This window comes from Gemmatimonadaceae bacterium, from assembly GCA_036496605.1.
Lineage (GTDB): Bacteria > Gemmatimonadota > Gemmatimonadetes > Gemmatimonadales > Gemmatimonadaceae > AG2.
Genome location: DASXKV010000010.1, coordinates 22,803 through 46,238 on the forward strand (window position 1 = coordinate 22,803; position 23,436 = coordinate 46,238).

The 23,436-nt window shown below is 63.1% G+C and carries 27 protein-coding genes; 6 read left to right on the plus strand and 21 right to left on the minus strand.

What is annotated here, in order from left to right:
* Positions 1-2 precede the first annotated feature (2 nt).
* Positions 3-806, plus strand: coding sequence for a DUF4249 family protein (locus VGH98_04420; protein ID HEY2375196.1), 804 nt, complete (start codon positions 3-5; stop codon positions 804-806).
* A 38-nt stretch (positions 807-844) separates the two neighbouring features.
* Here VGH98_04420 and VGH98_04425 read toward each other — a convergent pair whose 3' ends face one another.
* Positions 845-1,648 carry a hypothetical protein gene (locus tag VGH98_04425; GenBank protein ID HEY2375197.1) on the minus strand — a complete coding sequence of 268 codons (804 nt, stop codon included), beginning with the start codon at positions 1,646-1,648 and terminating at the stop codon, positions 845-847.
* Positions 1,649-1,768: 120 nt separating this feature from the next.
* Between VGH98_04425 and VGH98_04430 the strand changes: the two genes are divergently transcribed.
* Positions 1,769-2,452, plus strand: a complete 684-nt coding sequence (locus VGH98_04430; GenBank protein ID HEY2375198.1) for an OmpA family protein — start codon at positions 1,769-1,771, stop codon at positions 2,450-2,452.
* A 355-nt stretch (positions 2,453-2,807) separates the two neighbouring features.
* On the opposite strand, the gene VGH98_04435 is transcribed toward VGH98_04430, so the two are convergent.
* Positions 2,808-3,767, minus strand: a complete 960-nt coding sequence (locus tag VGH98_04435; protein HEY2375199.1) for a dienelactone hydrolase family protein — start codon at positions 3,765-3,767, stop codon at positions 2,808-2,810.
* Between the two features lie 179 nt (positions 3,768-3,946).
* Entirely contained in the window at positions 3,947-4,654 is a 708-nt protein-coding gene (locus tag VGH98_04440) for a DNA alkylation repair protein (protein ID HEY2375200.1), read from the minus strand.
* A 140-nt stretch (positions 4,655-4,794) separates the two neighbouring features.
* Between VGH98_04440 and VGH98_04445 the strand changes: the two genes are divergently transcribed.
* Positions 4,795-5,298, plus strand: a complete 504-nt coding sequence (locus VGH98_04445; protein HEY2375201.1) for a hypothetical protein — start codon at positions 4,795-4,797, stop codon at positions 5,296-5,298.
* A gap of 99 nt (positions 5,299-5,397) precedes the next feature.
* Here the strand turns inward: VGH98_04445 and VGH98_04450 are convergent, their stop codons facing one another.
* The gene (locus tag VGH98_04450) at positions 5,398-5,757 is read right to left on the minus strand and encodes a TfoX/Sxy family protein (GenBank protein HEY2375202.1); all 360 of its coding nucleotides are present in this window, start codon (positions 5,755-5,757) and stop codon (positions 5,398-5,400) included.
* A 154-nt stretch (positions 5,758-5,911) separates the two neighbouring features.
* Here VGH98_04450 and VGH98_04455 point away from each other — a divergent pair, with 154 nt between their 5' ends.
* Positions 5,912-6,229: a hypothetical protein gene (locus VGH98_04455; GenBank protein ID HEY2375203.1), complete on the plus strand. Its 318-nt coding sequence runs from the start codon at positions 5,912-5,914 to the stop codon at positions 6,227-6,229.
* Between the two features lie 23 nt (positions 6,230-6,252).
* On the opposite strand, the gene VGH98_04460 is transcribed toward VGH98_04455, so the two are convergent.
* The 4 genes from VGH98_04460 to VGH98_04475 are packed head-to-tail and all read right to left on the minus strand — an operon-like array spanning position 6,253 to position 8,650.
* The gene (locus VGH98_04460; protein ID HEY2375204.1) at positions 6,253-6,567 is read right to left on the minus strand and encodes a hypothetical protein; all 315 of its coding nucleotides are present in this window, start codon (positions 6,565-6,567) and stop codon (positions 6,253-6,255) included.
* The gene (locus VGH98_04465) at positions 6,551-7,120 is read right to left on the minus strand and encodes a hypothetical protein (protein ID HEY2375205.1); all 570 of its coding nucleotides are present in this window, start codon (positions 7,118-7,120) and stop codon (positions 6,551-6,553) included. Before VGH98_04465 ends, VGH98_04460 begins: the two co-directional genes overlap by 17 nt.
* A gap of 26 nt (positions 7,121-7,146) precedes the next feature.
* Positions 7,147-7,872 carry an HAD family hydrolase gene (locus VGH98_04470; protein HEY2375206.1) on the minus strand — a complete coding sequence of 242 codons (726 nt, stop codon included), beginning with the start codon at positions 7,870-7,872 and terminating at the stop codon, positions 7,147-7,149.
* A 4-nt stretch (positions 7,873-7,876) separates the two neighbouring features.
* Positions 7,877-8,650 carry an MBL fold metallo-hydrolase gene (locus VGH98_04475; GenBank protein HEY2375207.1) on the minus strand — a complete coding sequence of 258 codons (774 nt, stop codon included), beginning with the start codon at positions 8,648-8,650 and terminating at the stop codon, positions 7,877-7,879.
* A gap of 40 nt (positions 8,651-8,690) precedes the next feature.
* On the opposite strand from VGH98_04475, the gene tsaA reads away from it, so the two are divergent.
* Positions 8,691-9,098, plus strand: a complete 408-nt coding sequence (gene tsaA, locus VGH98_04480) for a tRNA (N6-threonylcarbamoyladenosine(37)-N6)-methyltransferase TrmO (protein HEY2375208.1) — start codon at positions 8,691-8,693, stop codon at positions 9,096-9,098.
* Positions 9,099-9,112: 14 nt separating this feature from the next.
* Here the strand turns inward: tsaA and VGH98_04485 are convergent, their stop codons facing one another.
* From VGH98_04485 to VGH98_04525, 9 genes are all read right to left on the minus strand, one after another.
* Positions 9,113-9,433, minus strand: a complete 321-nt coding sequence (locus VGH98_04485; GenBank protein HEY2375209.1) for a hypothetical protein — start codon at positions 9,431-9,433, stop codon at positions 9,113-9,115.
* A gap of 33 nt (positions 9,434-9,466) precedes the next feature.
* Positions 9,467-9,718, minus strand: a complete 252-nt coding sequence (locus tag VGH98_04490; GenBank protein HEY2375210.1) for a peroxidase — start codon at positions 9,716-9,718, stop codon at positions 9,467-9,469.
* A gap of 13 nt (positions 9,719-9,731) precedes the next feature.
* Positions 9,732-10,277 carry a GNAT family N-acetyltransferase gene (locus tag VGH98_04495; GenBank protein ID HEY2375211.1) on the minus strand — a complete coding sequence of 182 codons (546 nt, stop codon included), beginning with the start codon at positions 10,275-10,277 and terminating at the stop codon, positions 9,732-9,734.
* A 37-nt stretch (positions 10,278-10,314) separates the two neighbouring features.
* The gene (locus VGH98_04500; protein HEY2375212.1) at positions 10,315-10,767 is read right to left on the minus strand and encodes a TonB-dependent receptor plug domain-containing protein; all 453 of its coding nucleotides are present in this window, start codon (positions 10,765-10,767) and stop codon (positions 10,315-10,317) included.
* A 130-nt stretch (positions 10,768-10,897) separates the two neighbouring features.
* Complete coding sequence (locus VGH98_04505) at positions 10,898-11,323, minus strand: hypothetical protein (protein HEY2375213.1); 426 nt, start codon at positions 11,321-11,323, stop codon at positions 10,898-10,900.
* Positions 11,324-11,372: 49 nt separating this feature from the next.
* Complete coding sequence (locus tag VGH98_04510; protein HEY2375214.1) at positions 11,373-11,942, minus strand: putative glycolipid-binding domain-containing protein; 570 nt, start codon at positions 11,940-11,942, stop codon at positions 11,373-11,375.
* Positions 11,930-14,788 carry a DNA/RNA non-specific endonuclease gene (locus tag VGH98_04515; protein HEY2375215.1) on the minus strand — a complete coding sequence of 953 codons (2,859 nt, stop codon included), beginning with the start codon at positions 14,786-14,788 and terminating at the stop codon, positions 11,930-11,932. Before VGH98_04515 ends, VGH98_04510 begins: the two co-directional genes overlap by 13 nt.
* A gap of 199 nt (positions 14,789-14,987) precedes the next feature.
* The gene (locus VGH98_04520; GenBank protein ID HEY2375216.1) at positions 14,988-17,255 is read right to left on the minus strand and encodes a PAS domain S-box protein; all 2,268 of its coding nucleotides are present in this window, start codon (positions 17,253-17,255) and stop codon (positions 14,988-14,990) included.
* A 21-nt stretch (positions 17,256-17,276) separates the two neighbouring features.
* Complete coding sequence (locus VGH98_04525) at positions 17,277-19,592, minus strand: PAS domain-containing protein (GenBank protein ID HEY2375217.1); 2,316 nt, start codon at positions 19,590-19,592, stop codon at positions 17,277-17,279.
* Positions 19,593-19,617: 25 nt separating this feature from the next.
* On the opposite strand from VGH98_04525, the gene VGH98_04530 reads away from it, so the two are divergent.
* Positions 19,618-19,842 (plus strand): hypothetical protein, encoded by a 225-nt coding sequence (locus VGH98_04530; GenBank protein HEY2375218.1) that lies wholly within the window; start codon positions 19,618-19,620, stop codon positions 19,840-19,842.
* Between the two features lie 233 nt (positions 19,843-20,075).
* Here the strand turns inward: VGH98_04530 and VGH98_04535 are convergent, their stop codons facing one another.
* From VGH98_04535 to VGH98_04550, 4 genes are read right to left on the minus strand one after another with little or no spacing between them, the layout of a single operon-like run.
* A complete protein-coding gene (locus tag VGH98_04535; GenBank protein HEY2375219.1) occupies positions 20,076-20,465 on the minus strand; it encodes a gamma-glutamylcyclotransferase family protein in 390 nt (129 codons plus the stop codon).
* A complete protein-coding gene (locus tag VGH98_04540) occupies positions 20,462-20,926 on the minus strand; it encodes a hypothetical protein (GenBank protein HEY2375220.1) in 465 nt (154 codons plus the stop codon). The genes VGH98_04535 and VGH98_04540 overlap by 4 nt, the downstream gene beginning before the upstream one ends.
* A gap of 16 nt (positions 20,927-20,942) precedes the next feature.
* Positions 20,943-22,109 (minus strand): alpha/beta hydrolase-fold protein, encoded by a 1,167-nt coding sequence (locus VGH98_04545; GenBank protein HEY2375221.1) that lies wholly within the window; start codon positions 22,107-22,109, stop codon positions 20,943-20,945.
* Positions 22,091-23,407 carry a Gfo/Idh/MocA family oxidoreductase gene (locus VGH98_04550; protein HEY2375222.1) on the minus strand — a complete coding sequence of 439 codons (1,317 nt, stop codon included), beginning with the start codon at positions 23,405-23,407 and terminating at the stop codon, positions 22,091-22,093. The genes VGH98_04545 and VGH98_04550 overlap by 19 nt, the downstream gene beginning before the upstream one ends.
* Between the last annotated feature and the right edge of the window lie 29 nt (positions 23,408-23,436).

The window sequence follows — 23,436 nt, forward strand, 5'->3', positions numbered from 1 at the left end:
GAATGCTTACGCATGGCAGAGAATTCGCTGTTCGCTTGGTCGGTGCTGCTGGTCTCGCGGGATCGATCGCCTGTCAGAGTCTCGAGGATCCGGCGCCGGCTACGATGCCGCAGCTCGTCGTCCAGTCCGTCATGAACACGCAAACCCTCAGGGAGATCGTCATTGTGACTCGGGCGCGGACCGGAGTCATCGCGACGGTGAGCGGCGGCATCGGCGACGACGAGCCAGTACTGGGCGCGAATGTCATGGTGATGGCGCCTAACGGGCGAACGATGATCGCGGCGAAGCACGATCCCGACTGCGACTGTGCGCCAGGCATGTATACTTTCTATCCGTCGCGCAACGGCGTCGACCTGAGCCAAGGTGGCACGTACACTTTGCACGTGCGCACTGCGTCGGGCGAGGAGGTTTCGGGAAGCACGACCATTCCGACAAATACGTCGCCGCTCCTCGCGGCCACACGACGCGTCTTCTTCCGTTCGCGAGACACCCTTCGCCTCAGCTGGCCGCGCATTCCGGGCGCGCGCAGCTACCAGGTGACGATCGGAGCCGCGACAAATACGTATCAAGTCTTTACCGATACCTCGATCACGATGGCTGGAACCGCATTGACTGTAGGAGGCGAAGACATCTTCCCGGTTGGGCCAGTCGACGCGCTCGTGAATGCGGTCGATGTAAACTACTACGAGTACTATCGAGCGCAGAGCGACCCTTTTGCGGGCGCCCCGCCCACGAATCTCGTCGGGGCGGTCGGCGTTTTCGGCTCGGTCGTGCCGATGCTTATCGCCGACCTGCTGGTGCGTTAGGCGTCACGTCCGCATGCTGCGTCGACAGGCGCTCGGGGCTATTTCGTCCAGATCACTATCGCGCCGCACAGCGGATCACCCTCGAACCGAAGAGGCCTCGGCTGCTCGGTCGAATAGACCTCGATGCCCTTGACGTTCGTCGGCGTGAACGGCGCTTCCGCCGGCGTGTTGGGAGTGAGATCGACCGCGGACCCCGTGTGCGGATTCCACAAGAATCCGTCGACGAAAATCGAGGGCTCGCAGTACGCTGGTGGAATCACCGCCGAGCGCATCGAGGCCTTGCCGCACTGCGAGTTGCGAGATCGCTCGGGGCCGCAGGCACCGATCGTCACGCCGCGTGCCTTCACGAGAAGATCAGCGATGTTCTCGCTCTGGTGAACTGCGAGCACCGAATCACCGAAGCAAGTCGCTGACTTTGTCTGACAGCGCTGCGCGAAGCCTGCCCATCGTCCCGCGTCGCGGTCGATGCGGTAGCGCTCCGTCGTGATGACCGGGGCGAGCGTCGCTACATGGTCCAGCAGTTCGGTGAGTGACACCGTGTCGTCCTGCGCTACGAGGATCGTTTTCGCTTCGTACCCGAGCTTCATGAGTTGAACGACTGCCGCGGTACCGCGATAAGAGAGAAAGCTGAGACGAACGGTTCCCGTTGCCGTCGTCAGCGCATACGTCCCGGTAAGTGCGTCCCGCACCTGCACGCCGGCGAGCGGTTCACCGCTCTGCGCGTCGAACACGCCGAGAATCGGTCCACTGACTGGGCGGCTCGTCGAGTCGCGGCCCTGAGCCAACGCCCCACGCGCGAGACTGATGGTGAGGATGATCACCGTTAGGGTGGCATGTCGCATGCGACTACGAGGTGGCGGCTTCGACATTACTCGGTCAGGCTGGATCACTCGTAAGGCATCTCGATGGTGATACCCGCGTCCCGCAAACATATGCCCAGCAACGCCATTACCGGAGCACACATGAATTATCTCATTCGTCAAGCTGGTGTCGCCACCATGGCCGCGATTCTGCTCGCGTCGGCCGCATGCCAATCGTTAAACAAGGAGGCGCAGGGCGGCGTGATCGGCGCCGCGGGCGGTGCGGTCGTCGGCGGTGTTGTCGGCCACGCCACCGGATCGACGGCGCGCGGCGCGATCATCGGTGCTGCAGTCGGCGGCGCGGCGGGAGCGATCATCGGCCATCAAATGGATCAGAAGGCGAAGGAGATCCAGCAGACGGTGGCGGGCGCTACAGTCACGCGGGTCGGCGAAGGCCTCGTCGTCACTTTCGAGAGCGGCCTCCTCTTCGACTTCGATTCCGATCAGCTGCGCGAGGCGTCGAAGTCGAATCTCGATAACCTCGCGAAGAGCTTGTCGCAGTTCGGGGACTCGAAGCTGCTGCTCGTGGGCCACACCGACGACAAGGGCACGGAGACATACAATCTGGATCTTTCACGCCGCCGCGCGGCCGCGGTCGGGAGCTATCTGAGCGCGCGCGGTGTGCCGAGCGCACGTATCGCGACGTCGGGTCGCGGCGAGGCGGAGCCAGTCGCGCCTAACGATAACGACGCGGACCGGCAGAAAAATCGGCGCGTCGAGGTGGCAATCAGCGCCGGTGACGAGATGAAGGCGCAGGCGAAAGCCCAGGCGGGTGCGAGCAACTGAACTCCCTTTGTCATCCCGACCGCAGCGCGGGATCTCTTGTTCGGGATCTCAGACCGTTTCTTGGTGCCGTCTGGGGGCGACCATCGAGGGCTTGATCACGGACAGGGCCGAACGAAGCCGGACACTGCCGGACTAAACCAAAAAAGCGTGAATGAATCTTGGAAAGGAATCGTCCACGCTCCTTTGATTTATCCGGCAGTGTCCGGCTCTGTCCGGCCATGTCCGTGTTAACCCGTTGATACGTGTTCTACGATGAGACTCCCCTGGCGACAGAAGAGTTGTGAAAACTGCAAAAAGGAAGGACGGTCAAGAGTGAAATCATGACCGTCCCGGGAAGGATGCCGGCAGGCTCGGGCTACTTGAGGTTCTGACGGAGGAACGCGAGGGTCCGCGGCCACGCGTCCTTCGTCGCCGCGAGGTTCGCCTGTTCCTCGGCCTCGTCGCGCTTCGGCGTCTTCGGATCATCTTGCGCGCGCAGGAAGCCGTGGATTGCACCCGGATAGTTGATGCCGACGTACGACTTGCCGAGCGCCTTCATCGCCGAATCGATCGCGGGCATCGCCGCGCCGATGCGCGCGTCTTTCGAGCCGCTGAGCAGCATGACGGGCTTGTTGATCCTGGCGAGTGAATCGCCGTTGGGCGCGGCGCCACTCATGTAAGGCGTCCCGTAAAAGGCAACGCCACCGACATAGCCGGTAGTGCCACCATTGACCGCGTGCGCCCAGACCGTGCTTCCACCCCAGCAGTATCCGATGACTGCGTACCGCGGCGCCGCCGAGGGCTGCGACATGGCATAACGAGCCGCCGCGGTGATGCCCATGTTGCGGTCGGTCGTATTGACGCTTGCGATCAGCTTCCGCGCCGAGTCGCCGGACAGCTCCTGAGTGCTCGGTCCGCCACGCGCGCGCGAGACGAGATCGGGCGCGATCGCGATGAATCCGTCGGCGGCCACCTGGTCGGCGACCCCGCGGACCCACGTCGCGAGACCGAAGATCTCGTGGACGACGACGACGACCGGCGTCTTCGCATTCGACGTCGACGGATAGACGATCCACGCCATGAGCGAGTCGGACGAGGCGGGTGCCCAGGCGATCTTGACCCACTCGCCATGGCGCGGGCTCGCCGCCAAACGGGCCGCGGCAGTGTTGTAGCTCGGCGGGAGCGCCGGATTGCCCTGATCGACGGCGGCCATCCCGTTAGGCACCGCCATGTCGGCGGGGCTCATGTGCCCCATGTGTTCGTCGGCGTTGGGGCGATGGCAGGCGGCGAGAGAGAGCGCAGCGAGAGAGCACGCAATGAGACCACGCGTTCGCATGAGGGACCTCGGGGTGGATTGTCGCACGTTGTCGCCGGATGGATCTTGGTGACCGAAATCTACCAATCCACACCAGCTCCAGAAGAGACTGGTATAGAGGAGTGCAGCCCGAGACCGACGGATGAACTGTATCGCTGCTCCGTCATTGGAAAACCTAACGAGTAGCGCAATGGCCATTGTCAAAGCTCCCCGCGCAAATACTGCTGCCGGCGAGACTCCGGGAGCCGCTCGATCGCGTAGCGGAGCATCGTGCGCGGCATGTTACGATAATGCTCACGAAGGAACTTCTCTTCTACCGCGCGATCACGCTTGCCGACCTCGCGCAGCATCCACCCGACAGCCTTGTGGATCAGATCATGGGAGTCTTTCACGAGGAGATTCGCGATGCGAAGCGCCGGACGGAACTCGTCCTGCTTGATCCAGTGGAACGTCGCCAGCATGGCGATCCGCCGCTGCCACAATGATTCCGAGCGCGCGAGCTCCTCGAGTGCGCGCACGTTCCGCGGATCGACGTGTGCGCCGACGATGTGCTGCGCGGAGCAGTCGACCAGGTCCCAGTTGTTGACGTGCTGACTGTGCGCGAGGTAGGCGCGGTAGATCGTGTCGCGCTCGGCGTCGGTGCCGCGCTTGAAGCGCTCGACCAGAAGCAGCAGCGCGAGGAGCCGTTGCTCGTGCCACGGTGACTCCAAGAGTCTGAGCGCCTGCTCATGCTGCAGCGTGCGGAATCGGCGCGCCAACGCTCGAAGCTGAGGAACACGAATACCGAGGAACCGGTCGCCTTCGCCGTACTGTCCGGGGGCCGTCTTGAAGAAACGCTGGAGGAATTCGGCGTCTCGCGAGTCGGCCAATTCGTGCAATGCGCGCTGGACCTCGGCGAGCGTGGGCATTGGCATTAAACCTTAACGATGCGGTCCTAAACTTATGATTCACCGCGGCGAACTGAGCTTCTTGACAGCGCGTCCGGAAATCGCCAAGTGTCATCCACCTTCCGTCGTCAACGTAGCGTCCCGAACTCCCGAGGTTCGCAATGCGGATCATGCTTCGCGTCGTAATCGGCTGCACCACGGCTCTCGTCATCGCTGGCTGTGCCAAGAGCGATCAGACCGCGAAGGACACGACGTCGGCTGCTGCCGCGACACCAGCACCAGCCGCCGCTCCGACGCCTGCCCCGGCGGCGACACTCTCACTGGCGGACGTCGCGGGCAAGTGGCAGATGCGATCGGCCCCCGAGACAGGGAAGGACACCGCGGCGACGACGTATGTGCTCACGGCGTCCGCCGACACGACGGGATGGATGATGACCTTCCCATCCGGCGTCAAAGTCCCGGTGCACGTGATGGTCTCCGGCGACAGCCTGATCGAGAAGACGGGCACCTTTGCCAGCCAGCGCCGGAAAGGCGTGAAGGTGACGACCGAAGGCTCGCTCAGACTGGAGAATGGAAAGCTCGTCGGAACGACGACCGCGCACTACGCGCATGCGGGTGCGGATTCGGTACTTCGCCTTCACACCGAAGGAACAAAGACGCCGTAGTTCTCAGCGCTCGGCCTGCCGGCGATGCCTGTCCGTCGCCGGCGGTGCCCGAACGGGCGCAGTGAGTATCGGGAGCGAAGTGGCCGCTTCGCGTGCCCTTCACTTCCGACGCCTACGCTTCTTGGCAGGTTGGTGTCGCGCTCGCGCGGTGTCGATTGCCCGCTGCGCCCACTGCTGCAGCGTCTCGGGCTCCTCGAGGACCTCTTCCGGAATTTGATAGTAGCTCATCACCGGTCCGTGTTCATCGAACGGCCGAAATGGCGCCATACCTAACGACTCGAACGCGGGTCGGGTTGTCTCGTCCGTCCTGAAGTAGAGCACATCATTCGCGATCAATGCGAAGAAGATCTTGCCGGCGTACAGGCCGACGCCGCCGAACATGGCGCGAGCACGCACGGGTGGGACCGCGCGATTCAGTTGCTCGAGCACGAATGTTCGATAGCTGTTCGTCACTGCCATGGAGAATCATACAGCGGGCGGAACGGGCTTCCTGGCAGTTCCCATCATAGAGCCCGCTATTCTTCATGACGTATTCACTGAGCAATTGCAAATCCCACGAATCCCGGAACGCCTCCTTCTCGTATCGCCTTGCCAGACCATCGGAGCGTCCGTCATGAGCACAGATGCGGTGGAAGCCCTCTCGTTCTTTTTCGGTGTTGCCGCCGTAGCGTGGGCCGCCGCATTCGCCTGGGCGAAATGGCTCAAGCATCGCTATGACGGTGAGAAACGATCAGTGCCCGCGCCCGCCGTCGACGCAGAACGCCTCGCTCGGCTCGAAACCGCGGTCGAAACACTCGCGGTGGAGTTGGAGCGGATCGGCGAGGCGCAGCGTTACACGGTGAAGGTCCTCGAGGAGCGTCTCCCGCGAGCTATCCCGGCGGGTCGGCAAGGCCAGGCGCCCGAAGGCGGCCGGATCGTCACACCGCACTAGCCGAGAGGCCTCCCTGGCGCAGCCTAAACCGTGAGATCGCCGAGCGCCGCGACGGGGACAGCATCTCGATCGCACCACCACGCCCCGTCACGATAGGTCAGCGCATGCGATGGATGCCGCGGGCACGGCGGCCAGCTCGAGTCGATGAGAACGTCGTTTAAATATTGCTGAACGTCGCTCACGAGCTTCTCGACGCGAGTCGCTATGCCGAGGCTTGCGACGTTCGCGCCTGTGTCGCGCACGATCGCCCGATGACGTGCGCCCACTGTGCGCGCGACGTCCTGCTCGAGGCGCGGGATCGCCTCGGCGAGACCGAACGACTCAGGCTTCTGGCTCACGAGTCTGCAAGTCATCCGGACGCAATTTCGTCCGGCGCCACTCGTAATGCGCGAGCAGGGCACGCTCGGCGTCGTCCCACTCGGCGTTGTAGAGATGGGCGTGCGACGCGGGGATCGTCGGCCATCCTTCGCGAAAGCCACCCGATTCGAGCAGCATGGTGTAGCGCTCCAGCGGTCCGTAGGCGTACATGAGATCGTGCCTATCCCAGACGATCGTGCCGCCCCCCGCGTCGCACAACACCCAGAGATCGTGTCGGGAATCCTGGCTGACGAAGTCGCCGAAACGGTTGAGAAAGGCCGATAGTTCGCCGCTCTCGAGCCACGGGCTCTCGTAACGCCCGAGCTCGGCGTCCGTGCGCGTCGTGTGGAGCACGTACAGCAGTTTGTGCGGTGGCCCGACACACGCTGCGAGTTGTTCGAAGAGATACCGCTGTCCGCCGCGCGGCCCGACGCGGAGTCGCTCCGGACCGCTCGTCTTCTCGCGCGCAAAAGTGTTCGCGTGATGGAACGTCTCCAGCTTTCCCGAGACGAAGTGTTGCAGCTTGTCCGTCACGTCATGAGTCCGTGTGTTACTCCGTCTTACTCTGCGTTAGTCCGAAGCGTTGCCAACACCTCGACCCAAGTCCGCGCGGTTGAGAGCGGTCCATCGGCGCGATCTGCGTCGGGCGCGGCGAACCAGATCGGACGCATCCCGGCCGCCTGCGCCCCCGCGACATCGGTATCGAGCCGATCGCCGACGAACCAGATATCCGACGCGCAGATGCCGAGCAGTCCCGCCGCCGTCTCGAAGAGCAGGGGGTTCGGCTTACGTACTGCGTAATCGGCAGACGCAACGACGACCTCGAGGTGATCGGCGAGGCCGTGCTTCGAGAGCTCGTGGCGAATCACCTCGCCGCGAAATGAGGAATTGCTCACGACCCCGAGCCGAACACCGGCGTCGTGAAGTGTGTCGAGTGCTTCGCGTGCTCCCGGCATCGGGTGCGTCGTGACCGAGGCGTCCCAGAAGGCCAGCTCGAGCTCGTCGAGCGAACGGGCAAAGCGAATGCCAAAGTAGTCGTAGATGAGCCGCGTGACCGCCGGCCACGGTGCCTCGATCTGAAACGCATCTCGGCGCGCACTGATCTCCTGGTTGATACGATGGACCCGCTCGATGATCGCGTCGACTGACACGTTAGGCGGTCGATATGCGACGTTCGTGAGCAGGATCTGCATGCCGGCCCTGGCGTCGAAGGCGGCCTCCTCGACGAGCGTGCCACCATAGTCGAGGAGCACAGCCTGCGGTGATGCACTCTTGCGATCCTTCATCGGCTTAGGCGAGCATCGTCGGCTCACCAGGTGCGAGCCATCGCAGCCGCTCGCGCAGTCCAGCCTCCGCGAAGGCGCGCTCGATCTCAGGACGCCCCTCGGAGAAGTGCGCCCACCCTTCGTAGTGCAGTGGAACGATGAGGGCTTGGGGCATTACGCGTGCGAGGAGCACGCCCTCGGCGCCGGTAAGGGTGAGATGCGCGGGGCCAACCTCGCGCACGCGCGCCGCGCCCATGAATGCGAAGACGACGCGGATGTCCGCCCGTCTGGCGATCTCCTCGACACCCTCGTACCACACCGTGTCGCCCGAGACGTAGACCGCGGGACCGCGCGCGTCGGATACGTCGGTGATGAGGAAACCTGTAACCGGGCCGCGGTCTCCTCCCGGCGGACCGTGTCGCGCCGGCGTCGCCGTCACGCGGAGTCGCGTGCCATTCGTCGACCCGAGGTCGATGCCTTGCCACGGCGACAATCCAAACGCGCCAGCGCCGAGTCGCTCGGCTCCTGCCGGCGGCACGAACACGCGTCGCGCCCGCGACAGCATCGCGCGGCCGGCCCGGTCGAGATTATCGAAGTGGTGGTCGTGGCTGAGGATAACGGCGTCGATCTGCTCCAGTGCGTCGGCGGCGAGCGCGGGACCAATCGTCTTGCGAAGTGTATAGACCGTCGTCTCATAGCTCGAACCCGCGGGATCGAAGGTTGGATCGGTGAGAAGGCGCAGCCCGCCAATCTCGATTAGCGCCGTGGGCCCGCCGACATAGGTTCCAGTGACGCGCATCCGTGAGATATCCTCCCTCGCTCTCCGTTTCGCGGATCGAATGCACACGTTGAATCCTATCGGGCGAGTCAGCTCGCCGCTGACGAGTCGTGCCGACGCGCCGAAGCAGGGCGACGAGGGTGCGCCGCATGCCTGGCTCGTGCTCGACGCGGAGTTCGCGGACGGTGCGCGCGATCTCCGCGTCGGCCAGGAGATCTTCGTTTTCACCTGGCTGCATCAGGCGAACCGCAGCGTCCTGCGCGTGCGTCCGCGATGCAATCCTCGCGCGCGGCTCTATGGTGTGTTTAGTACTCGCTCACCAGATCGGCCGAATCCGATCGGGTTGCATCGCGTGACCGTCCTCGAGGTCGATGGCGACGCACGCATCCGCGTCGACGCCATGGAAGCGATCGACGGAACGCCGATCGTGGACATCAAGCCCGTGCTGAAGCCTGGGCGCGAGCGCTAAAGTCCCCACGGGAGTCACGCATCTTCGGCGTACGCATACCCCTTTTCGGCCAGTCGCTTTCCCGACATCTCGTAACCCATCGCCGGCATATCGCTCACGCCCGTCGCGTCGATCCAGGTGTTATAGAACTGGAACAGTGCGCAAACCGTGATCGCGTCGTATAGCGCTTCGTCCGTCCAGCCTGCCTTACGAGCACACTCGAGATCCGCCGCGGTGATCGACGTCGAATCCTCGACGACCTTTGCGATCAAGGCGAATAGCGCGCGCTCCGCCTCCGAGATGGGCGCGGTGGTGTAATCTTCGAGTACCGCTGCGACGAGCGCCCGATCTCCCAACAACTCCGCCGCGACCGCGGCGTGAGAGCCAATTCAGAAAGGACAGTCGTTGCGACGCGATGTGAACGCCGCGATGAGCTCGCGCTGGCCCGGCGACAGCGGCGACGGCCCGCGCATCACACCGTGCGTGAACCGTGCGAGATGATCGGTGCGGTCCGTCTTGAAGGCGAAGAGATGCTGAATCTGCGGAATCGGAATTCCCGCGCCGCGGAGTCTCGCCATCATCTCGCCACGGCTTCCCGTTGCCGGAAAGGATTCGACCCCCGGCAGGAACATTGGATGCATGCGGTGCAACTCGTCAGGGATGCGTGACTTGCCAGATCTGCAACCGGCCGGACGGCTCTTCGATGGTTGCGACGTGCCCAAACCCTAGGCGCCGGGGCAGGGCTGCGCTAGGAGCATTGCGCTCGTCGCAGTGTATCGTGACGCGCGACATGCCCGGCAGCGACAGCGCGAGGTCGATTGCGGCGCGCGCGGCCTCGGTCGCGAAGCCCTGGCCCGTTACGTCGGCGCGCAGCCAGTAGCCGATCTCGATGTGATCGGCGCTGTCGAAGGGGACGCGACCCCACTGCGCTCGTGGGAAGAGGCTCACTTCACCGATGAGACAAGACTCGGTGGTGAAGAGCGCGTAGCGCCACTCACGGCCGTCGTCGAAGGCCGCCGCGTACGTCTCGAGACGCTTGGTGAGCACTCCGGGCTCCGCGGGCGTGGCAACGCGCGCGGGGATCCACGGCGCCAGATGTGCGTGGTTCGCCTCGAGGATTGGCCCCAGCTCGGGCGCATCCGTCGCACGCCAGCGCCTCAGCACCAGGCGCGGCGTGCGCAGCTGATCCGGTACAATCAATGCCTAACGACCGTCGTCCAAATGAGACTGCCCGCCGTCACGTCCCTTTGTTGGTGTCGGGACGCTTCGTCGTGATGATGATGACGCCATTCGCGCCGCGTACCCCGTACATCGCGGTCTCGGCCGGATTCTTCAAGACCTTGATCGTATCGATGTCGTACGGATTGACGCCGTTGAGGGCGCCGCCCGGGCCAGGCGTCACCGGAACGCCGTCGATCACGAAGAGCGGCTCGCTCCCGCTGTAGAACGACGGGACGCCGCGAATGCGGATGGCGATGCTGCCGTCCGACACCCGCTGGACGATGATTCCCGGCACCTTCGCCTCGAGAATCTGCTCGATTGGTTGGCCGGCGCTGTGCGAGATGTCGTCAGCCGTCACCATCGGCTGCTGTGCTGTCTGCGCTTGGCTCGTGTGCCCAGAGGCGCAACCGATCGCCAGCCCAACGAGAACGAACAGGGCCAGCGTCATGCGTGATGTCGCGGAAGTCATGGGCGTTTGCCCTCCTTACCGCACGTCCAAATAGAAAAGCACGCGCCGGACCGAGTGTCCGGCGCTGCTGTCGAACAAATAGCTCGTTGGGCGCCAGGGGCAAGCCTCGATTCGGTCACGACGCCAAATATCAACCCTTGCGTCCTTTGCGCGCCGAGCGGCGCGTTGGCGCCGCCGCCTTTGGTTTGTCCGGCTTCGTCAACTCGCGAGGCGACTGGCTCGCCCAGGCGTCCGCAAGGAGAACTTTCAAATCAGCCACGGTGACAGCGTCGAGCCGCACGAGGACGGCGGGAAATCCGCTGTAGTGCGGCTCGGTGAAGAACTTCTTCGAGTCGGTGGCGAGGATGAGATCCCGCTGGCTGAGGTTGAGGGTTCGGATTGCCATCACGCCGTCATTGGGGACACGCGGCTTCTTCGGATTCACCCGTTCCTTCCAGACCCAGGCGAATCCCTTGAGCTTGCCTTTGTTCCACACCGAGAACGCAAAATCGTCCTTGGCTTCCTCGGTCTCCGGGAAGGAGAGCGCGATACGCCGGACGTCAGCCTGCGTCGCCATGGCTGCCTAACGTTTTTGGCAATGGTTTCACGATCTCCAAGCTCCAGTCCTAGTCACTCGTCCAGTAGTCACCATAGCGCGTGACCAATCCCACCTCGTCCAACTCGAGCACCGCTCGAAATTGTCCGCCGGAGCTTTCGTATAGATACTGGTGCTCCGCCTGGCGCGTGTAAACCTGCTCGAGCGACACGAATTCCATTTCAGGAAAGCGCAGCCATGCGGCGCGCACTGCTGCCGCACCGCCGACTTGAAGCGTTAGGCGCCGAATCGGGAGCGTGTTCGTCGCCGGCGTGAAACCCAGATCGACGTCGACGGCGCCGGCAACCTGCGGCTGCTCGACGCCGTCGCGCGTCCAGCGTCCAGTAGGAACGTCGTGCGCAATCGCGGTCCGCACCGGCTGGCGTCCGATCGTGCCCGAGACGTCGGCGCGGAGCGTGCACCACGCGTGATCGCACTGAACCACATACTCCAGACGATATTCCCGCGCGTCGTCGAGACGCCCCTCGACGACACCGCCGAGCGACCAGCCTTGGCCCCTCGGCGCGAGGCGCGCCGTCTCGAGCGCGGGATGGTCGAGACGGCGCCAGCGAATGATCCGATCGCTCGTCAGGTCCGTAATACGTTCTGGATACGGTGGATCATATCCGTCAACTGCTGCGCCGCCTCGGGTGACATGCGACCCGAGATCACCGCCGCACCGATCTTGTTGATCAACGCGCCGAGCTCGTTGAACGCAGGCGTCATGTCGCCGCGCTGGATCTGCTTCGCGGCAGCGTCGATCGATGCGAAGAGTGGTTGCGGTTGAGCGATCGCGCCACTCTCGGCGAGGAGTTGCACCTGTGTCGACATTTCCTTCGTCGCCGCGAACGGAGTCATGACGCTCACCGTCGACGACGACGAGCCGCCCGCACCTCCATCGTCGGAGACGGTTACCGTGACGCGGAACGTGCCTGCGCTCCCATAGACGTGCGACAGTGTGAAGCTCTTCCCGGCAAGCGTCAACGGTTGCGGCCCACTGCCGTCGCCGTAGTCGACGGTCCCCGTCCATGAATCGGTGCCCGGATCGGCGAAGCCGGCGCTCGCTGAATAGGTCTCGCCAGCGATGAGGCTCGCTCCGGCGGGCGCGGTCACCACGGGTGCTACGTCATCCACCATTAGCGTTTGCGAAACCGTGCTCGGCCAACCGATCGCATCGGTCACCGTCAGCGTCGCCGCGTAGGGTCCGAAATGCGCGAAGGTGTGCGACGTCGTGCGTCCAGTCGCCGTCGCGCCGTCGCTGAACTGCCACGAGTATGTCAGCGCGTTGGAGATGCCCGACTGGCTGAGGTCCGCGTCACTCGAGGATGAAGCGTCGAAGGTTACGGGACTACCTTCCCGGGCATTCCCGGTGACAGCGTATTGCGCAATTGGCGCGCGATCCCCGACCTCGAGTGCGTCCCGATAGACGGATTGGAGCAGCGAGAAGAAGTTGTAACCAGTCCCTTGCTCGATTTTCGCGACGGTCGTCAGGTACTTGGACCAGGGATCGTTCCGAACGCCAGCCACGTTAGGCATGTTGACGGCGAGAATCGTGATGCCGGCGAGGTCGCTCCATCCCTGTACATTCGCGCGCGCGAACGGATTACCCGCGTTCCGCGGCCCGATGAGCGCGATCTTCCAGGTGCTGTCCGGAATCGCGACCTTCCCTTCGTTCTTGAGGAAGGTGAGGGCATGCGACTGGCTGTACAGCGGGCCGGTGATGATGTACACCGCGCGGCCGCTGCGATTCGCCGAATCGGCGAGCGCGTTCTCGAATTGCGCCCAGACGCCTTGATTCAGATCCGCCTGCTGAGGGACGACGTTTGTCAGATAAAAAGTCGACGCATTGTCGACGTTACCTGCCGTACGATCGGCCGAGCGCGTCATATGGCCGCGGTCGTAACCGCCGTTGGTGTAATCGGCGGTGAGTATTTGCTTATCGGCTGGGAGTGTCGGATCGGCGGTGAAGCAGTTGCAGCGATCCTGGCCGGCGACCATCTGCCGTGAGTCGAGCTCGTATGACACCCAATTCGGCGTCCCGTGCGACTCGTTGTACGACAAAGTGTACTGCGTGCGGCGAATGAGCAGGTCGTTCGGGTTCGACGATGTTGCCGGCGTCGGATCGCCGAATTCGTCGTTGACGGCGTAGATCGATGCAGGCGCCGCGGCCGGCGTCTCGATCGCAACCGGATGCGAGACGAAGCTGTAGGTTGGTCCGCCCCCAACGGGTGTCGCGGTGACCTTGAAGCCCGGACGCGACGTGCCGTCACTTGGCGGGGCGACGCCGGCGATGATGCCGGTGTTCTCCACCGTGGCGATCGTCGCCATTGTCGGGTCGACCGCCTCGAACGTGAAGGTCGCCGGGATAACCGTGCCGCCATCGGCGGTTCGCGCGGTCGCGAAGAGCTGCGTCTGGAATCCAGGCGGGAAGCTCGTCGAGGAACTACTCACGTCGATCCAATTGATCGTCGGCGTGGTGATGGCGATCGTCAGCGTGCCCTTCGCGGTGATGTTGTCGTCGGTCGCGGTCGCCGTGATCGTGACTGGCGTTGCGCTCGCTGCGACAGCGGTGACTTTGCCAGTTGCGTCGACCGTCGCGACACTCACGTCGCTCGTTGTCCAGGTGATCGTCGCCGTGGTGACGGTTTGATTATTCGCGTCCTGCGCGGTCGCAGCGAGCTGCGCCGAGCTCCCGGCGGTGAGGTTCGTTGGTCCGGCGACAACCACATGATCGAGCGGGCCTAACGGCAGCGCGCCGGCGCAGACGTGGACGGGGCTCGCGCTGTTGCGCGGTGCTGGAGCGCCCGTCGAGAAATCAGCCGATGGATCGCCGGTGTACGCACAGCCGGTCGGCGGCGTGTTCGCCACCGGATCCTTGCGGAAGGCAGCGGTGGTGTTGCTCAACGTCGCGGTAAAGGGGCGGCAGTTGGTCCCTGTACCGTAGCTCACGAGGTCGACGACGCTGTGATTGGAGGTGTCCGGACATGCACCGATCGCGGTGGTCGTTTGCGCAACCAGTACCTTACCCGAGCCGGCAGCCATCGCGATGCTGCCGGTGGCGTTCGGTGTCGGTAGGGAGACGGTTCCACCGGTGCCCGCCGCCTCCTGCACGAGGTAGTAACTGCCGGGAGTAATCGAACCGCTGAGTGCGGTCGTTTGCGTGAACGATCCAGCCGCCGACGCGTACTGCACGCTCCAGCCGGCGAGCGAAACGTTCTGGCTGCCAGGATTGAACAGCTCGATGAAATCGTTCTTGAGCGTCGCGCCCGAATTTCCGCCGCCGCCGTAAATCTGACTGATCACGATCGTGGGCGTCCTTACCGTCACGTCCGCGTTGAAGCCTTGCGGCGTGATAGCCGATCTCACGGCAGTCGGCGAGTCCTTGCAGGAGAGAATGCTCGCTCCAAACAACAGCAGGAGCGCAGGGCGTGCGGCGGGGAATCGCATGCGATGAGGGGTGCAATGAATTGAATTGGGAGCGGACGGCGTAAGGTGCTAACCTCGACGCCTTCGCGCGTCACGATCGTGTCTCGGAAGGAACACGGCCGAGACCGAAGCCGTGGAAACTGGGGGTGACGCGCGAATTCGCAATAGCTGAAATTGCGGTCCTGTCAAAACGCCCTAACCAGCGACCGCGGCTGCGCCTCTATGCCGCTTGCCTTGACATCGCAGTCGTGGGCAGGGTGACGTGGAACGTCGTCGTCTGGCCGGGTGTGCTCTCGGCCCAGATGCGGCCACCGTGCGCGCGAATGACGCCCTTCGCGATGTAGAGACCCAATCCCAATCCCAAGACGCCAGAGCCGCGACTTGTCTTGGAGCGAGCAAAACGATTGAAGATGCGCGTCAGGTCGGCTGATTCGATACCGTGACCATAGTTGGTCACCGCGATCTCACACTCGCCGTCTCGACGCTTCTCCTCGACGATGATCTCGCGGTTCTTGTCGCCGTACTTGATTGCGTTGGAGAGGAGGTTGCCGAGCACCTGGCCGACGCGCATCGGATCAACGAACACGTTAACGAGCGCCTGTTCTTCGACCACCTTGATGCGCCGTTCACCGATGAGGTGTGCGACACGTTTCAAAGTGTCCGAAACGAGAATTCGTGGATCAACCGATTTCCGTTCCAGCTTCAGCTGATCTGCCTCGAGGAGCGAGATGTCGAGCAGGTCATTCACCATGCGAGCTAGCGTCTTCGCGGCTGATTGAATCCGTTGGGTGAAATCGCGCTCCTTGTCCGCCAGCTTGTCGTCGTGAAGCGTCGGCAGGAAGTCGGCCGCCATCGCAATGAAGCCGATCGGCTGGCGGAGGTCATGCGCGATGATCGACGTCCACTCGTCGCGCATGCGCTGGAGCTCCTTTATGCGAGAGATGTCCTGAACGGTTCCGCGAATGCCGGTGAGACGTCCGGTGGAGTCACGAACGCCCTCGCCGCGTGCCGCCACCCAGCCTGTCGAGCCATCGGGTCGTGGAAACTCGAGCTCGATCTCGAATGGATCTCCACCGTCGACGAGCTTGCCGATCGCTGTGCGTAACTGCTCGGAGCTTTCTGGCGTGAAGACCGATGAGCCGTATCGGAACGGCATCGCCACAGGAGACGAGGGATCTCGGCCGAATATCCGATAGAGCTCGTCCGACCACTGCACCTTGTCGGCCAGGTCCCAGCTCCAGCTTCCAATGTGTGCGAGACGCTGCGCCTCGCGCAGGTCGGTCGCCGTCTGTGTCATCGCCTCCTCGTCACGCTTTCGATCGGTGATGTCGACCCAGATCGCGCAGATCGCAAAGAGGCGTTCGGTAACAAGGGGAAATTTGCTCACGAGAAAGACGTGCAAGCCGTCTCGCAGCTGGAGGGCCTCCTCCGTGCTGAGCGGAGTCGCGGTCTCGGCGACGATTCGATCGTCTGCGCGAAAGTGTTCGGCGACGGCTTCGCCGAACAGGTCGACGTCGCGCTTTCCCTGCACTTCGTTCACCGGAATTCCAAGCAGCTCTTCGACGCGGCGATTGGCGATGATGTAACGCCCAGTGAGGTCCTTGATGACGATCGCATTAGGCGAATGGTCCAGAATCGCCTGCAGGAAGCGCTGGCTTCTCGCGAGCTCGTCGCGAGCGCGTTTCATTTCGGAGATGTCGCGTGTAATCGTACCGATACCGAGCACCCGCTTCGTTAGGGTGTCGTTGATCAGGAACGCTGTCACCGAGACGGGGATGGCCTGGTTGGTCTGCCAATGTCGCAAACTTGCCTCGCCCTGCCATCGTCCCTTGGCCAGAGTCTCCCTGATGATCACGCTCGTTACGAAGTCATGAAGCTCGGGCGGATAATACTCCGATATCGGCATCGTGCTCACGGGGAAGTCCTGGGCAATACCAACCATGCGGCGCCCTGCGGGGTTGATGTAGACCGGCGTGCCGCTCGTGTCCGCGACACCGATGAAGTCCGAGGAATTCTCAATGAGCGAAGTAAAAACGTGTCGCTCGTCGATCACCTCCTGCAGTTGATTCGTCGCTTTGTTCGCGGCGAGCAGCGCGTCGCGAACGCCGTGATTCGTGTGTCGGAGTCGTCGGTGAAGTGTGCTGACCATGATCCCCATGAGGATGAAAATCGCCTCGGCGACGTATTGTCTGGGGTCAGTCTTTACGAAAGTGTGGAGAGGAGGGATGAGGAGCCACCAGAGCAACACGCTGGAGATCAGCGTTGCGCTAATACCGCTCGCGTACCCTCCGATCCAGGAGCTCAGGAAAACAGCAGGGTAGAAAAGCGACCAGCGGGCCGAAGTAATCCAGAGCAGCTCCTGTGCGATGAAGGCGGCGAGTGGCGGCAGCATTGCCGCCAGCACCGCTCGAAGCGACGATCCGCGATTGCGCCCCTCGTCACTCGCCGTCGCCGCCGTCACTGCTTCGTTAGAACCGACGCGATCCATGCCGTCGTCCTCCACTGAGTACTACGCCGCCTTGGCTGCAGCCACGGTTGGCAGGGTCATGTGGAAAGTGGTCGTCTTGCCAGGTGTGCTATCCGCCCACATCCGGCCGCCGTGCGCCCTGATGACGCCGTTCGCGATGTAAAGGCCCAGTCCGAGGCCTCGCACACCCGGGCTGGGCCCGGCTTTCGAGCGCGCGAAGCGGCCGAAGATCCGCGGTATGTCCTGCGGATCGATCCCCTTCCCGTGATTCGTCACCGCGACCTCGACGTGACCGTCCTGCCGGCACAACTGGACGAGAATCTCGCTGCCCTTGTCGCCGTATTTGACCGCGTTCGAAACGACGTTGCCCAGAACCTGGCCGATCCGCATCGGATCGACGTACACCGGAAGCAACCTTCCTTCATCACGCACCTTGATCCGAGTGTCTCGCGTTAGGTGCGACAGCCGACCGATGGTCTCTCGCACGAGCGTGCGCGGATCGATCCAATCGCGCTCGAGCTTGAGTCGATCCGCCTCGAGCAGCGACATATCGAGCAGATCGTCGACCATACGTGAGAGATTGTGCGCGGCCGACTGAATACGATTGGCCATATCCTTCTCGCGATCGGTGACCACGCCGGCATGCAACGTTGGAAGAAATTCCGACGCCATCTCGATGAAGCCAATTGGCTGCCGCAGGTCGTGCGCGATCACCGACGTCCACTCTTCGCGCATCCGCTGCAGATCCTTGAGCGTCGTTATGTCTTCGACCGTGCCGCTGATCGCGACGATCTTTCCGTGCTCGTCGCGCACGTTCTCGCCGCGCGCAGCGACCCAGCCTGTCGATCCGTCGGGCCGGATGAACTCGAGCTCCATTTCATACGGCGCGCTTCCCGCGACCAGCTTCTCGACGGCGGCACCCAGTCGTTCGGTGCTCTCGGGAGTGAAGATCTGCGCCCCTGGCGTGAACGGAATTGGGAGCGGCACCTTTGGATCTCGGCCGAAGATGCGATAGGTCTCCTCGGACCACACCATCGCGTCGTGAAGGTCCCAACTCCAGCTGCCGACGTGCGCGAGGCGCTGCGCCTCTCGCAAGTCGCGCGCGGTCTGACGGAGCGCTTCCTCGACGCGCTTGTGCTCCGTGATGTCTGTCCAGATGGCGCAGATCGCGAAGGCGCGGCGTTGATCGTCGAGCAGCGGGAACTTGTTGACGAGAAAAACGCGAGCGCCATTCTTGACCTCCGCTCGCTCCTCGGTGGCGAGTGGCGTGCCGGTGTCGAGCACGATCTTGTCGTTGGCACGGAACCGCTCGGCCAGGACACGAGGGAAGAGATCGAAGTCCGTCTTCCCATTCGCCGCCGCCGCGGCAATTCCCGTGAGGATCTCGAGTCCGTTGTTCATCAGCCGATAACGGCCGTCGAGTCCCTTGATGATGATGCCGTTGGGCGAATGGTCGAGAATCGCCTGGAGAAAGCGTTGGCTTTCGGCGAGGTCTTGCAATGCTTTCGTTAGGCGTTGATTCGCCGCCTCCAGCTCGTCGCGGCTGCGTTTGACCGCCGAAATGTCCCGAGTCACCGTGCCGATGCCGCGCACCGCTTTCGTGTCCGGATCGCGCATCTGAAAGGCATGAATCGAGACGGGAATCGATTGTTGCGTTTGCCAGTTGCGAATGCTCGTCTCTCCCTGCCACTGCCCCTTTTCGAGCGTCTCCTTCACGATCACGTCACTCGCGAAATCGCGCAGATCGGGTGGAAAGTACTCGGGTATTCGCGTCATCCGAACCGGAAACGTGGCGTCGAGACCGATCATGCGGCGGCCGCCGGGATTGATGTAGTTAGGCACCCCATGATCGTCCGCAAATCCGATGAAGTCCGGGGTGTTCTCGATGAGCGTCATCAGCATGCGCCGCTCGTCGACGAGCTTCTGCAGCCGTTCGGTCAGCTTGCGCGACGCAATCAGAGCCATCGCGACGTCGCTTGTCAGACGCCGCAGGCGTCGGTGTAGCTCGCTCACGACGTAGCCGAGAACGATGAAGATGAGCGCGGTGAGGTAGAAGCGAGGATCCCGCTTGAATAGGGTGTGCTCGGGCGGCATGAAGTACCACCAGAGCAACGCCGTCGAGAGAAGCGTTGCGCCAATGCCACTGCGGAATCCCCCGAGCCACGAGGCGAGGAAGACCGCCGGATAGAACAACGACCATCGGACGGCTGGCAGCCAGTAGAACGACTGAATGAGGAACGCGGCCATGGGCGGAAGCGTCGCGGCGAGCAACGACCTCGGCCACGACGCGCGATGGTTGGCCGCCTCCTCGACGCGCGCAACCTCGACAGTTTGTTCCTCGGCTTCGATCGGTTCCATGCGCCTCACGTCCGCCGAACTTCTGATGATCTCAGAGTGCGCCGATCAAAAGCTCAATGACAATCAGACTTTCGGCCGACCCGCGGGAACACTCGACGCCGCGTTAGGGACAGCTTTGGACGTTGGAGACGTCGACGAAGTGCACGTCGGCATCGATTCGCGGAATCCATGCGTCCGCGTCGCGAAGTCCAGCCGCTCGGATCACCCCTCCCCAGCCAAACCCGTAAGGCTGACGCCGCCGTCACTCTGAGCGGACCGAGGTACGCGCGCTTCGCTGGCGAGCCGCCGATAAACCAGCACGTGGCAGCAAAGCGCGGCGAGCACCATGACGGAGGGACGTATATCGTATCATCGCGGGACTATCGCACGGGTCACACGCGCAGTGTGTACGCGGCGGAGTTGGCGCAACTCGATACGGAGTACGCTCGGACGCTCAATGACGTCGAGGCTGGTAGCTCGACGACGGCCACTCTGCCGTCAGCGTTAGGCCACGCCGCGCCGAAGTGCGTAGCGGCCCTTGGGGAGAAGTGCAGCCGATTTCGGTCGGCGACGCAGCAAGTACGCCCATGCGGCTCGGCGCTTACCGCTAGAGAGCCTCACGTACACGCGTCGTCGCACATACTCGGCTCCCTCATACTCATCGAGGGCGTCGAGCAACTTCGCCGACGCGTCATTCGGCAGCTCGTACAGCTCACCGGCGACTCGGCTTCGACTGTGCGACGGTCGGACGAGCCCTGGATATTCGCCAAGATCGTATAAGACACCACTGATGGAAGCGCTCGTGACGAAACGCGCGCCGTGCAACAGCGGATGCTGTCGTCGCGGAGCGCGGCGCTTCAACGTGCCGTAGACGAACAACGTGGTCGGCCTCACGATCCTAACCGGAAATGTTTGGTCTCGAGGAGCGCGGCGAGCCGCTCGAATCCCTGTGGTCTGAGGGCCGTAGCGACAAACTCGTGCTGCTTGATCAGTCGCAGATCATAGTCGAACAACCCAATAATCTCTTCGTCGGAAATCTGACCGAGCAAGCGCAGACCTGCCAGCAACTCGAAGAAATTCAGGTAGCGATAAAGCTCGTCGGCCAGCGGGTGGTGTGCTCCCGCCGCAATGGCATTGGCCAGGTCCGAGTACTGGGGCTCCGAGTGATAGTCGAGGACGCGGCGGACCTCTTTGTATCGATCGCTCTCGAAGAATTTCTCATGCAGCGACGCGAGCCACTCCGCGCGCCTGGTCTTCACCGATCGGCGATAATTCACGAGTCCAACCGCCAACCCTAACAGAGCAACGATGCCGCCTAGTGCTTTGAGCCACTCCAGCAACTCGCCTGAACTCATGATGCCAAATCTCTAATCAACGAAACAGCAAGGGCACGAACGTATTGAGATACGCCCGCCAGTTCGGCCACGTGTGCCCGCCCTCGCTCGGCGTGAAGCTGTACTTGATGTGGTGCGCGTCGAACAGCGCCAGCGTCGCTTTCGTGAACGGCAAGATGAAATCCTGCGTCCCCGTCGACAGCCAGAGCACTTTGATCTTGTCGTTGATTTTCGGATCCTCGAACAGACCGGCGTTCTGTCGGGCGAAGAGCGCGGTGGCGCTGTCGGCGGCAGCCGGACCCATGTTGAAGGCGCCGAGGAGTCCCGAGCTGAACACGCCGAGGTACGCAAACTTGTCGAGGTTGGGCAAGCCGATTCGCAAAGTGTGATCGCCGCCCATCGAGAGACCAGCGATCGCGCGGTTCGTGCGGCCCGGCAGCACACGGTAGTGCTGCTCGACGTACGGCATGATGTCTTTCAGGAAGTCGTCGATGAACGGATCGCGCGACCCCGGCGGACCGAAGAGACCTCCCGGCCGCGGCGTGTGGCCGGCCGGCATGACGACGATCATCGGCTTCGCCTTTCCCGCCGCGATGAGATTATCGAGTATGAAATTCGCGCGACCGACCGCCGGCCACGCCTCATCGTTGTCGCCCGCGCCGTGGAGCAGGTAGAAGACGGGATAGCGCGTCGAGTTCTTCTCGTAGCCGGGTGGCGTGTAGACGTGCATTCGCCGCGCCACCCCGAGGGAAGCCGATTGATACCATACTTCGGCGACGTCGCCGTGCGGCACGTCGCGATCGGCGAAGAACTCGACGTCCGGGCCGGGAACGTGGAGCAGGCTCCTGACCGTCGTCATGTTCACGCGCGGATGGTTGTTGCGCGGATCGGCGACGGTGACGCTGTCGACGTCGTACCAGTAGATGTAGAGATCGGGCGCAAGCGTCGTCGTGTATGTCCAGACGCCGTGCTCGCTCTTCTGCATCGGCTTGTTCTCGAACGCCGCCGGTCCCTCGCTACGAATCGTCACGGCGTTCGCCTTCTGGGCATAGAGCTGGAACGTCACGCTTCCATTCGCACCGACGACGGGCGAGTGGAGTGTGTCGTTCGGTGTGCGTGGCCCTGGCTGCGCCTGTAACGCAAACGGAATGAGCAGCAAGGCACAGCAGACCCCGCGCGCGTTCGTCATACTGTCGGTGCCCAACCGGGCTCGTACGTGCGGTCCCACTTCGCCGCAGCCTCTGGATCGCCGACGATGCGTCCAGTCTTCGCATCGAGACGCAGCTTGTGCTCCGTCTGGTGCGCGATCGTGCCGACGTGACAGAGCAGCCCGGTCTTCGCGCCATCCTCGATCGGTGCGTTGAGCTTCACGCCCATGCGCACGGAGTCCAGGAAGTTCTGCATGTGCAAATACGTCAACGGATCGTCGCCGAGCGTATCGAGACCGTCTGTCGCCTGGCCGATGGTCGATCGCCTAACGACCTTGCTCTTCAGGTCGCGAATCTCGTAGCCGTCGCGGTCGACGATGACGCTGCCGCCGGTGCCAAGGATGGTCGTGCCGCGGTCGCGATCGTACAGACGGAGCCCGTTGCAGCTCTGGCCATACCAGGCGATCACCTTGCCGCCGTTGTCGCCGAACTCGTACGTCACTTCCTGTGTGTCCGGGAACTCCCAGTCATCCTGGAAGTGAAAGCGCCTGCCCACGGACGACACGGTCGTTGGATAATCGACGCCGAGGAACCAGCGTGCGACGTCGAGCTCGTGCGTCCCGTTGTTACAGATCTCGCCCGTGCCCCAGTTCGTGAACCAGTGCCAGTTGTAGTGGACGAGGTTGTCGCGATACGGCCTACGGGGTGCGGGACCTTGCCAGAGCTCGTAGTCGAGATTTGAAGGCACTGGCGTGAGCTTCCCTTTGCCGATCGAGCCGCGCGTGTTCGCATACCAGGCGCGCGCGAGGTACGGCGTTCCGATCTCGCCACGCTTGATGTGATCGAGCGCCTCGAAGAAGTGCGGACCCGAGCGGGCCTGCGTGCCTAACTGGATCTTGCGATCATACTTCCGAGCCGCCTCGATGAGCAGCTCGTCTTCGCGCGGATTATGTCCGCTCGGTTTTTCGACGTAGACGTGCTTGCCGGCGTGGAGGCCGAGCAACGTCATCGGCGTGTGCCAGTGATCGGGCGCGGCGATGCTGATCGCGTCGACGCTCTTGTCGTCGAGGATGCGGCGAAAGTCGCGCTCGGCCTTCGGCGTGCGCGATTGCGACTTGGCCGCGGTCATTCCTTTCTGAATGACGTTGGCGTCGACGTCGCAGATGTAGGCGACTTCCGAGTTGCGCAGCTTGGAATAGTTCTGCGCGTGAACGATGCCGCGTCCGTTGACGCCGATCACAGCGACGCGCACTGTCTCGTTAGGTGACCAGCTCACGCCGCGCGAGCCCGCGAGAATACCCAATCCGGCCACGGTGGTTTGCTTGACGAAGTCACGTCGGTCGATGTCGGACATGGCGTCTCCCGTGCTAGGGGCTAGGGGCT

What these genes read in the sequence shown, in the direction of transcription:
- VGH98_04435 (HEY2375199.1), bottom strand. Translation starts at nt 3,767, where the DNA reads ATGCGAACGCGTGGTCTCATTGCGTGCTCTCTCGCTGCGCTCTCTCTC.
- VGH98_04470 (HEY2375206.1), bottom strand. Translation starts at nt 7,872, where the DNA reads ATGAAGGATCGCAAGAGTGCATCACCGCAGGCTGTGCTCCTCGACTAT.
- VGH98_04520 (HEY2375216.1), bottom strand. Translation starts at nt 17,255, where the DNA reads ATGGATCGCGTCGGTTCTAACGAAGCAGTGACGGCGGCGACGGCGAGT.
- VGH98_04540 (HEY2375220.1), bottom strand. Translation starts at nt 20,926, where the DNA reads ATGAGTTCAGGCGAGTTGCTGGAGTGGCTCAAAGCACTAGGCGGCATC.
- VGH98_04550 (HEY2375222.1), bottom strand. Translation starts at nt 23,407, where the DNA reads ATGTCCGACATCGACCGACGTGACTTCGTCAAGCAAACCACCGTGGCC.
- tsaA (HEY2375208.1), top strand. Translation starts at nt 8,691, where the DNA reads ATGCACACGTTGAATCCTATCGGGCGAGTCAGCTCGCCGCTGACGAGT.
- VGH98_04420 (HEY2375196.1), top strand. Translation starts at nt 3, where the DNA reads ATGCTTACGCATGGCAGAGAATTCGCTGTTCGCTTGGTCGGTGCTGCT.
- VGH98_04475 (HEY2375207.1), bottom strand. Translation starts at nt 8,650, where the DNA reads ATGCGCGTCACTGGAACCTATGTCGGCGGGCCCACGGCGCTAATCGAG.
- VGH98_04440 (HEY2375200.1), bottom strand. Translation starts at nt 4,654, where the DNA reads ATGCCCACGCTCGCCGAGGTCCAGCGCGCATTGCACGAATTGGCCGAC.
- VGH98_04430 (HEY2375198.1), top strand. Translation starts at nt 1,769, where the DNA reads ATGAATTATCTCATTCGTCAAGCTGGTGTCGCCACCATGGCCGCGATT.
- VGH98_04515 (HEY2375215.1), bottom strand. Translation starts at nt 14,788, where the DNA reads ATGCGATTCCCCGCCGCACGCCCTGCGCTCCTGCTGTTGTTTGGAGCG.
- VGH98_04450 (HEY2375202.1), bottom strand. Translation starts at nt 5,757, where the DNA reads ATGGCAGTGACGAACAGCTATCGAACATTCGTGCTCGAGCAACTGAAT.
- VGH98_04500 (HEY2375212.1), bottom strand. Translation starts at nt 10,767, where the DNA reads ATGACTTCCGCGACATCACGCATGACGCTGGCCCTGTTCGTTCTCGTT.
- VGH98_04455 (HEY2375203.1), top strand. Translation starts at nt 5,912, where the DNA reads ATGAGCACAGATGCGGTGGAAGCCCTCTCGTTCTTTTTCGGTGTTGCC.
- VGH98_04490 (HEY2375210.1), bottom strand. Translation starts at nt 9,718, where the DNA reads ATGCATCCAATGTTCCTGCCGGGGGTCGAATCCTTTCCGGCAACGGGA.
- VGH98_04445 (HEY2375201.1), top strand. Translation starts at nt 4,795, where the DNA reads ATGCGGATCATGCTTCGCGTCGTAATCGGCTGCACCACGGCTCTCGTC.
- VGH98_04530 (HEY2375218.1), top strand. Translation starts at nt 19,618, where the DNA reads ATGATCTCAGAGTGCGCCGATCAAAAGCTCAATGACAATCAGACTTTC.
- VGH98_04425 (HEY2375197.1), bottom strand. Translation starts at nt 1,648, where the DNA reads ATGCGACATGCCACCCTAACGGTGATCATCCTCACCATCAGTCTCGCG.
- VGH98_04525 (HEY2375217.1), bottom strand. Translation starts at nt 19,592, where the DNA reads ATGGAACCGATCGAAGCCGAGGAACAAACTGTCGAGGTTGCGCGCGTC.
- VGH98_04505 (HEY2375213.1), bottom strand. Translation starts at nt 11,323, where the DNA reads ATGGCGACGCAGGCTGACGTCCGGCGTATCGCGCTCTCCTTCCCGGAG.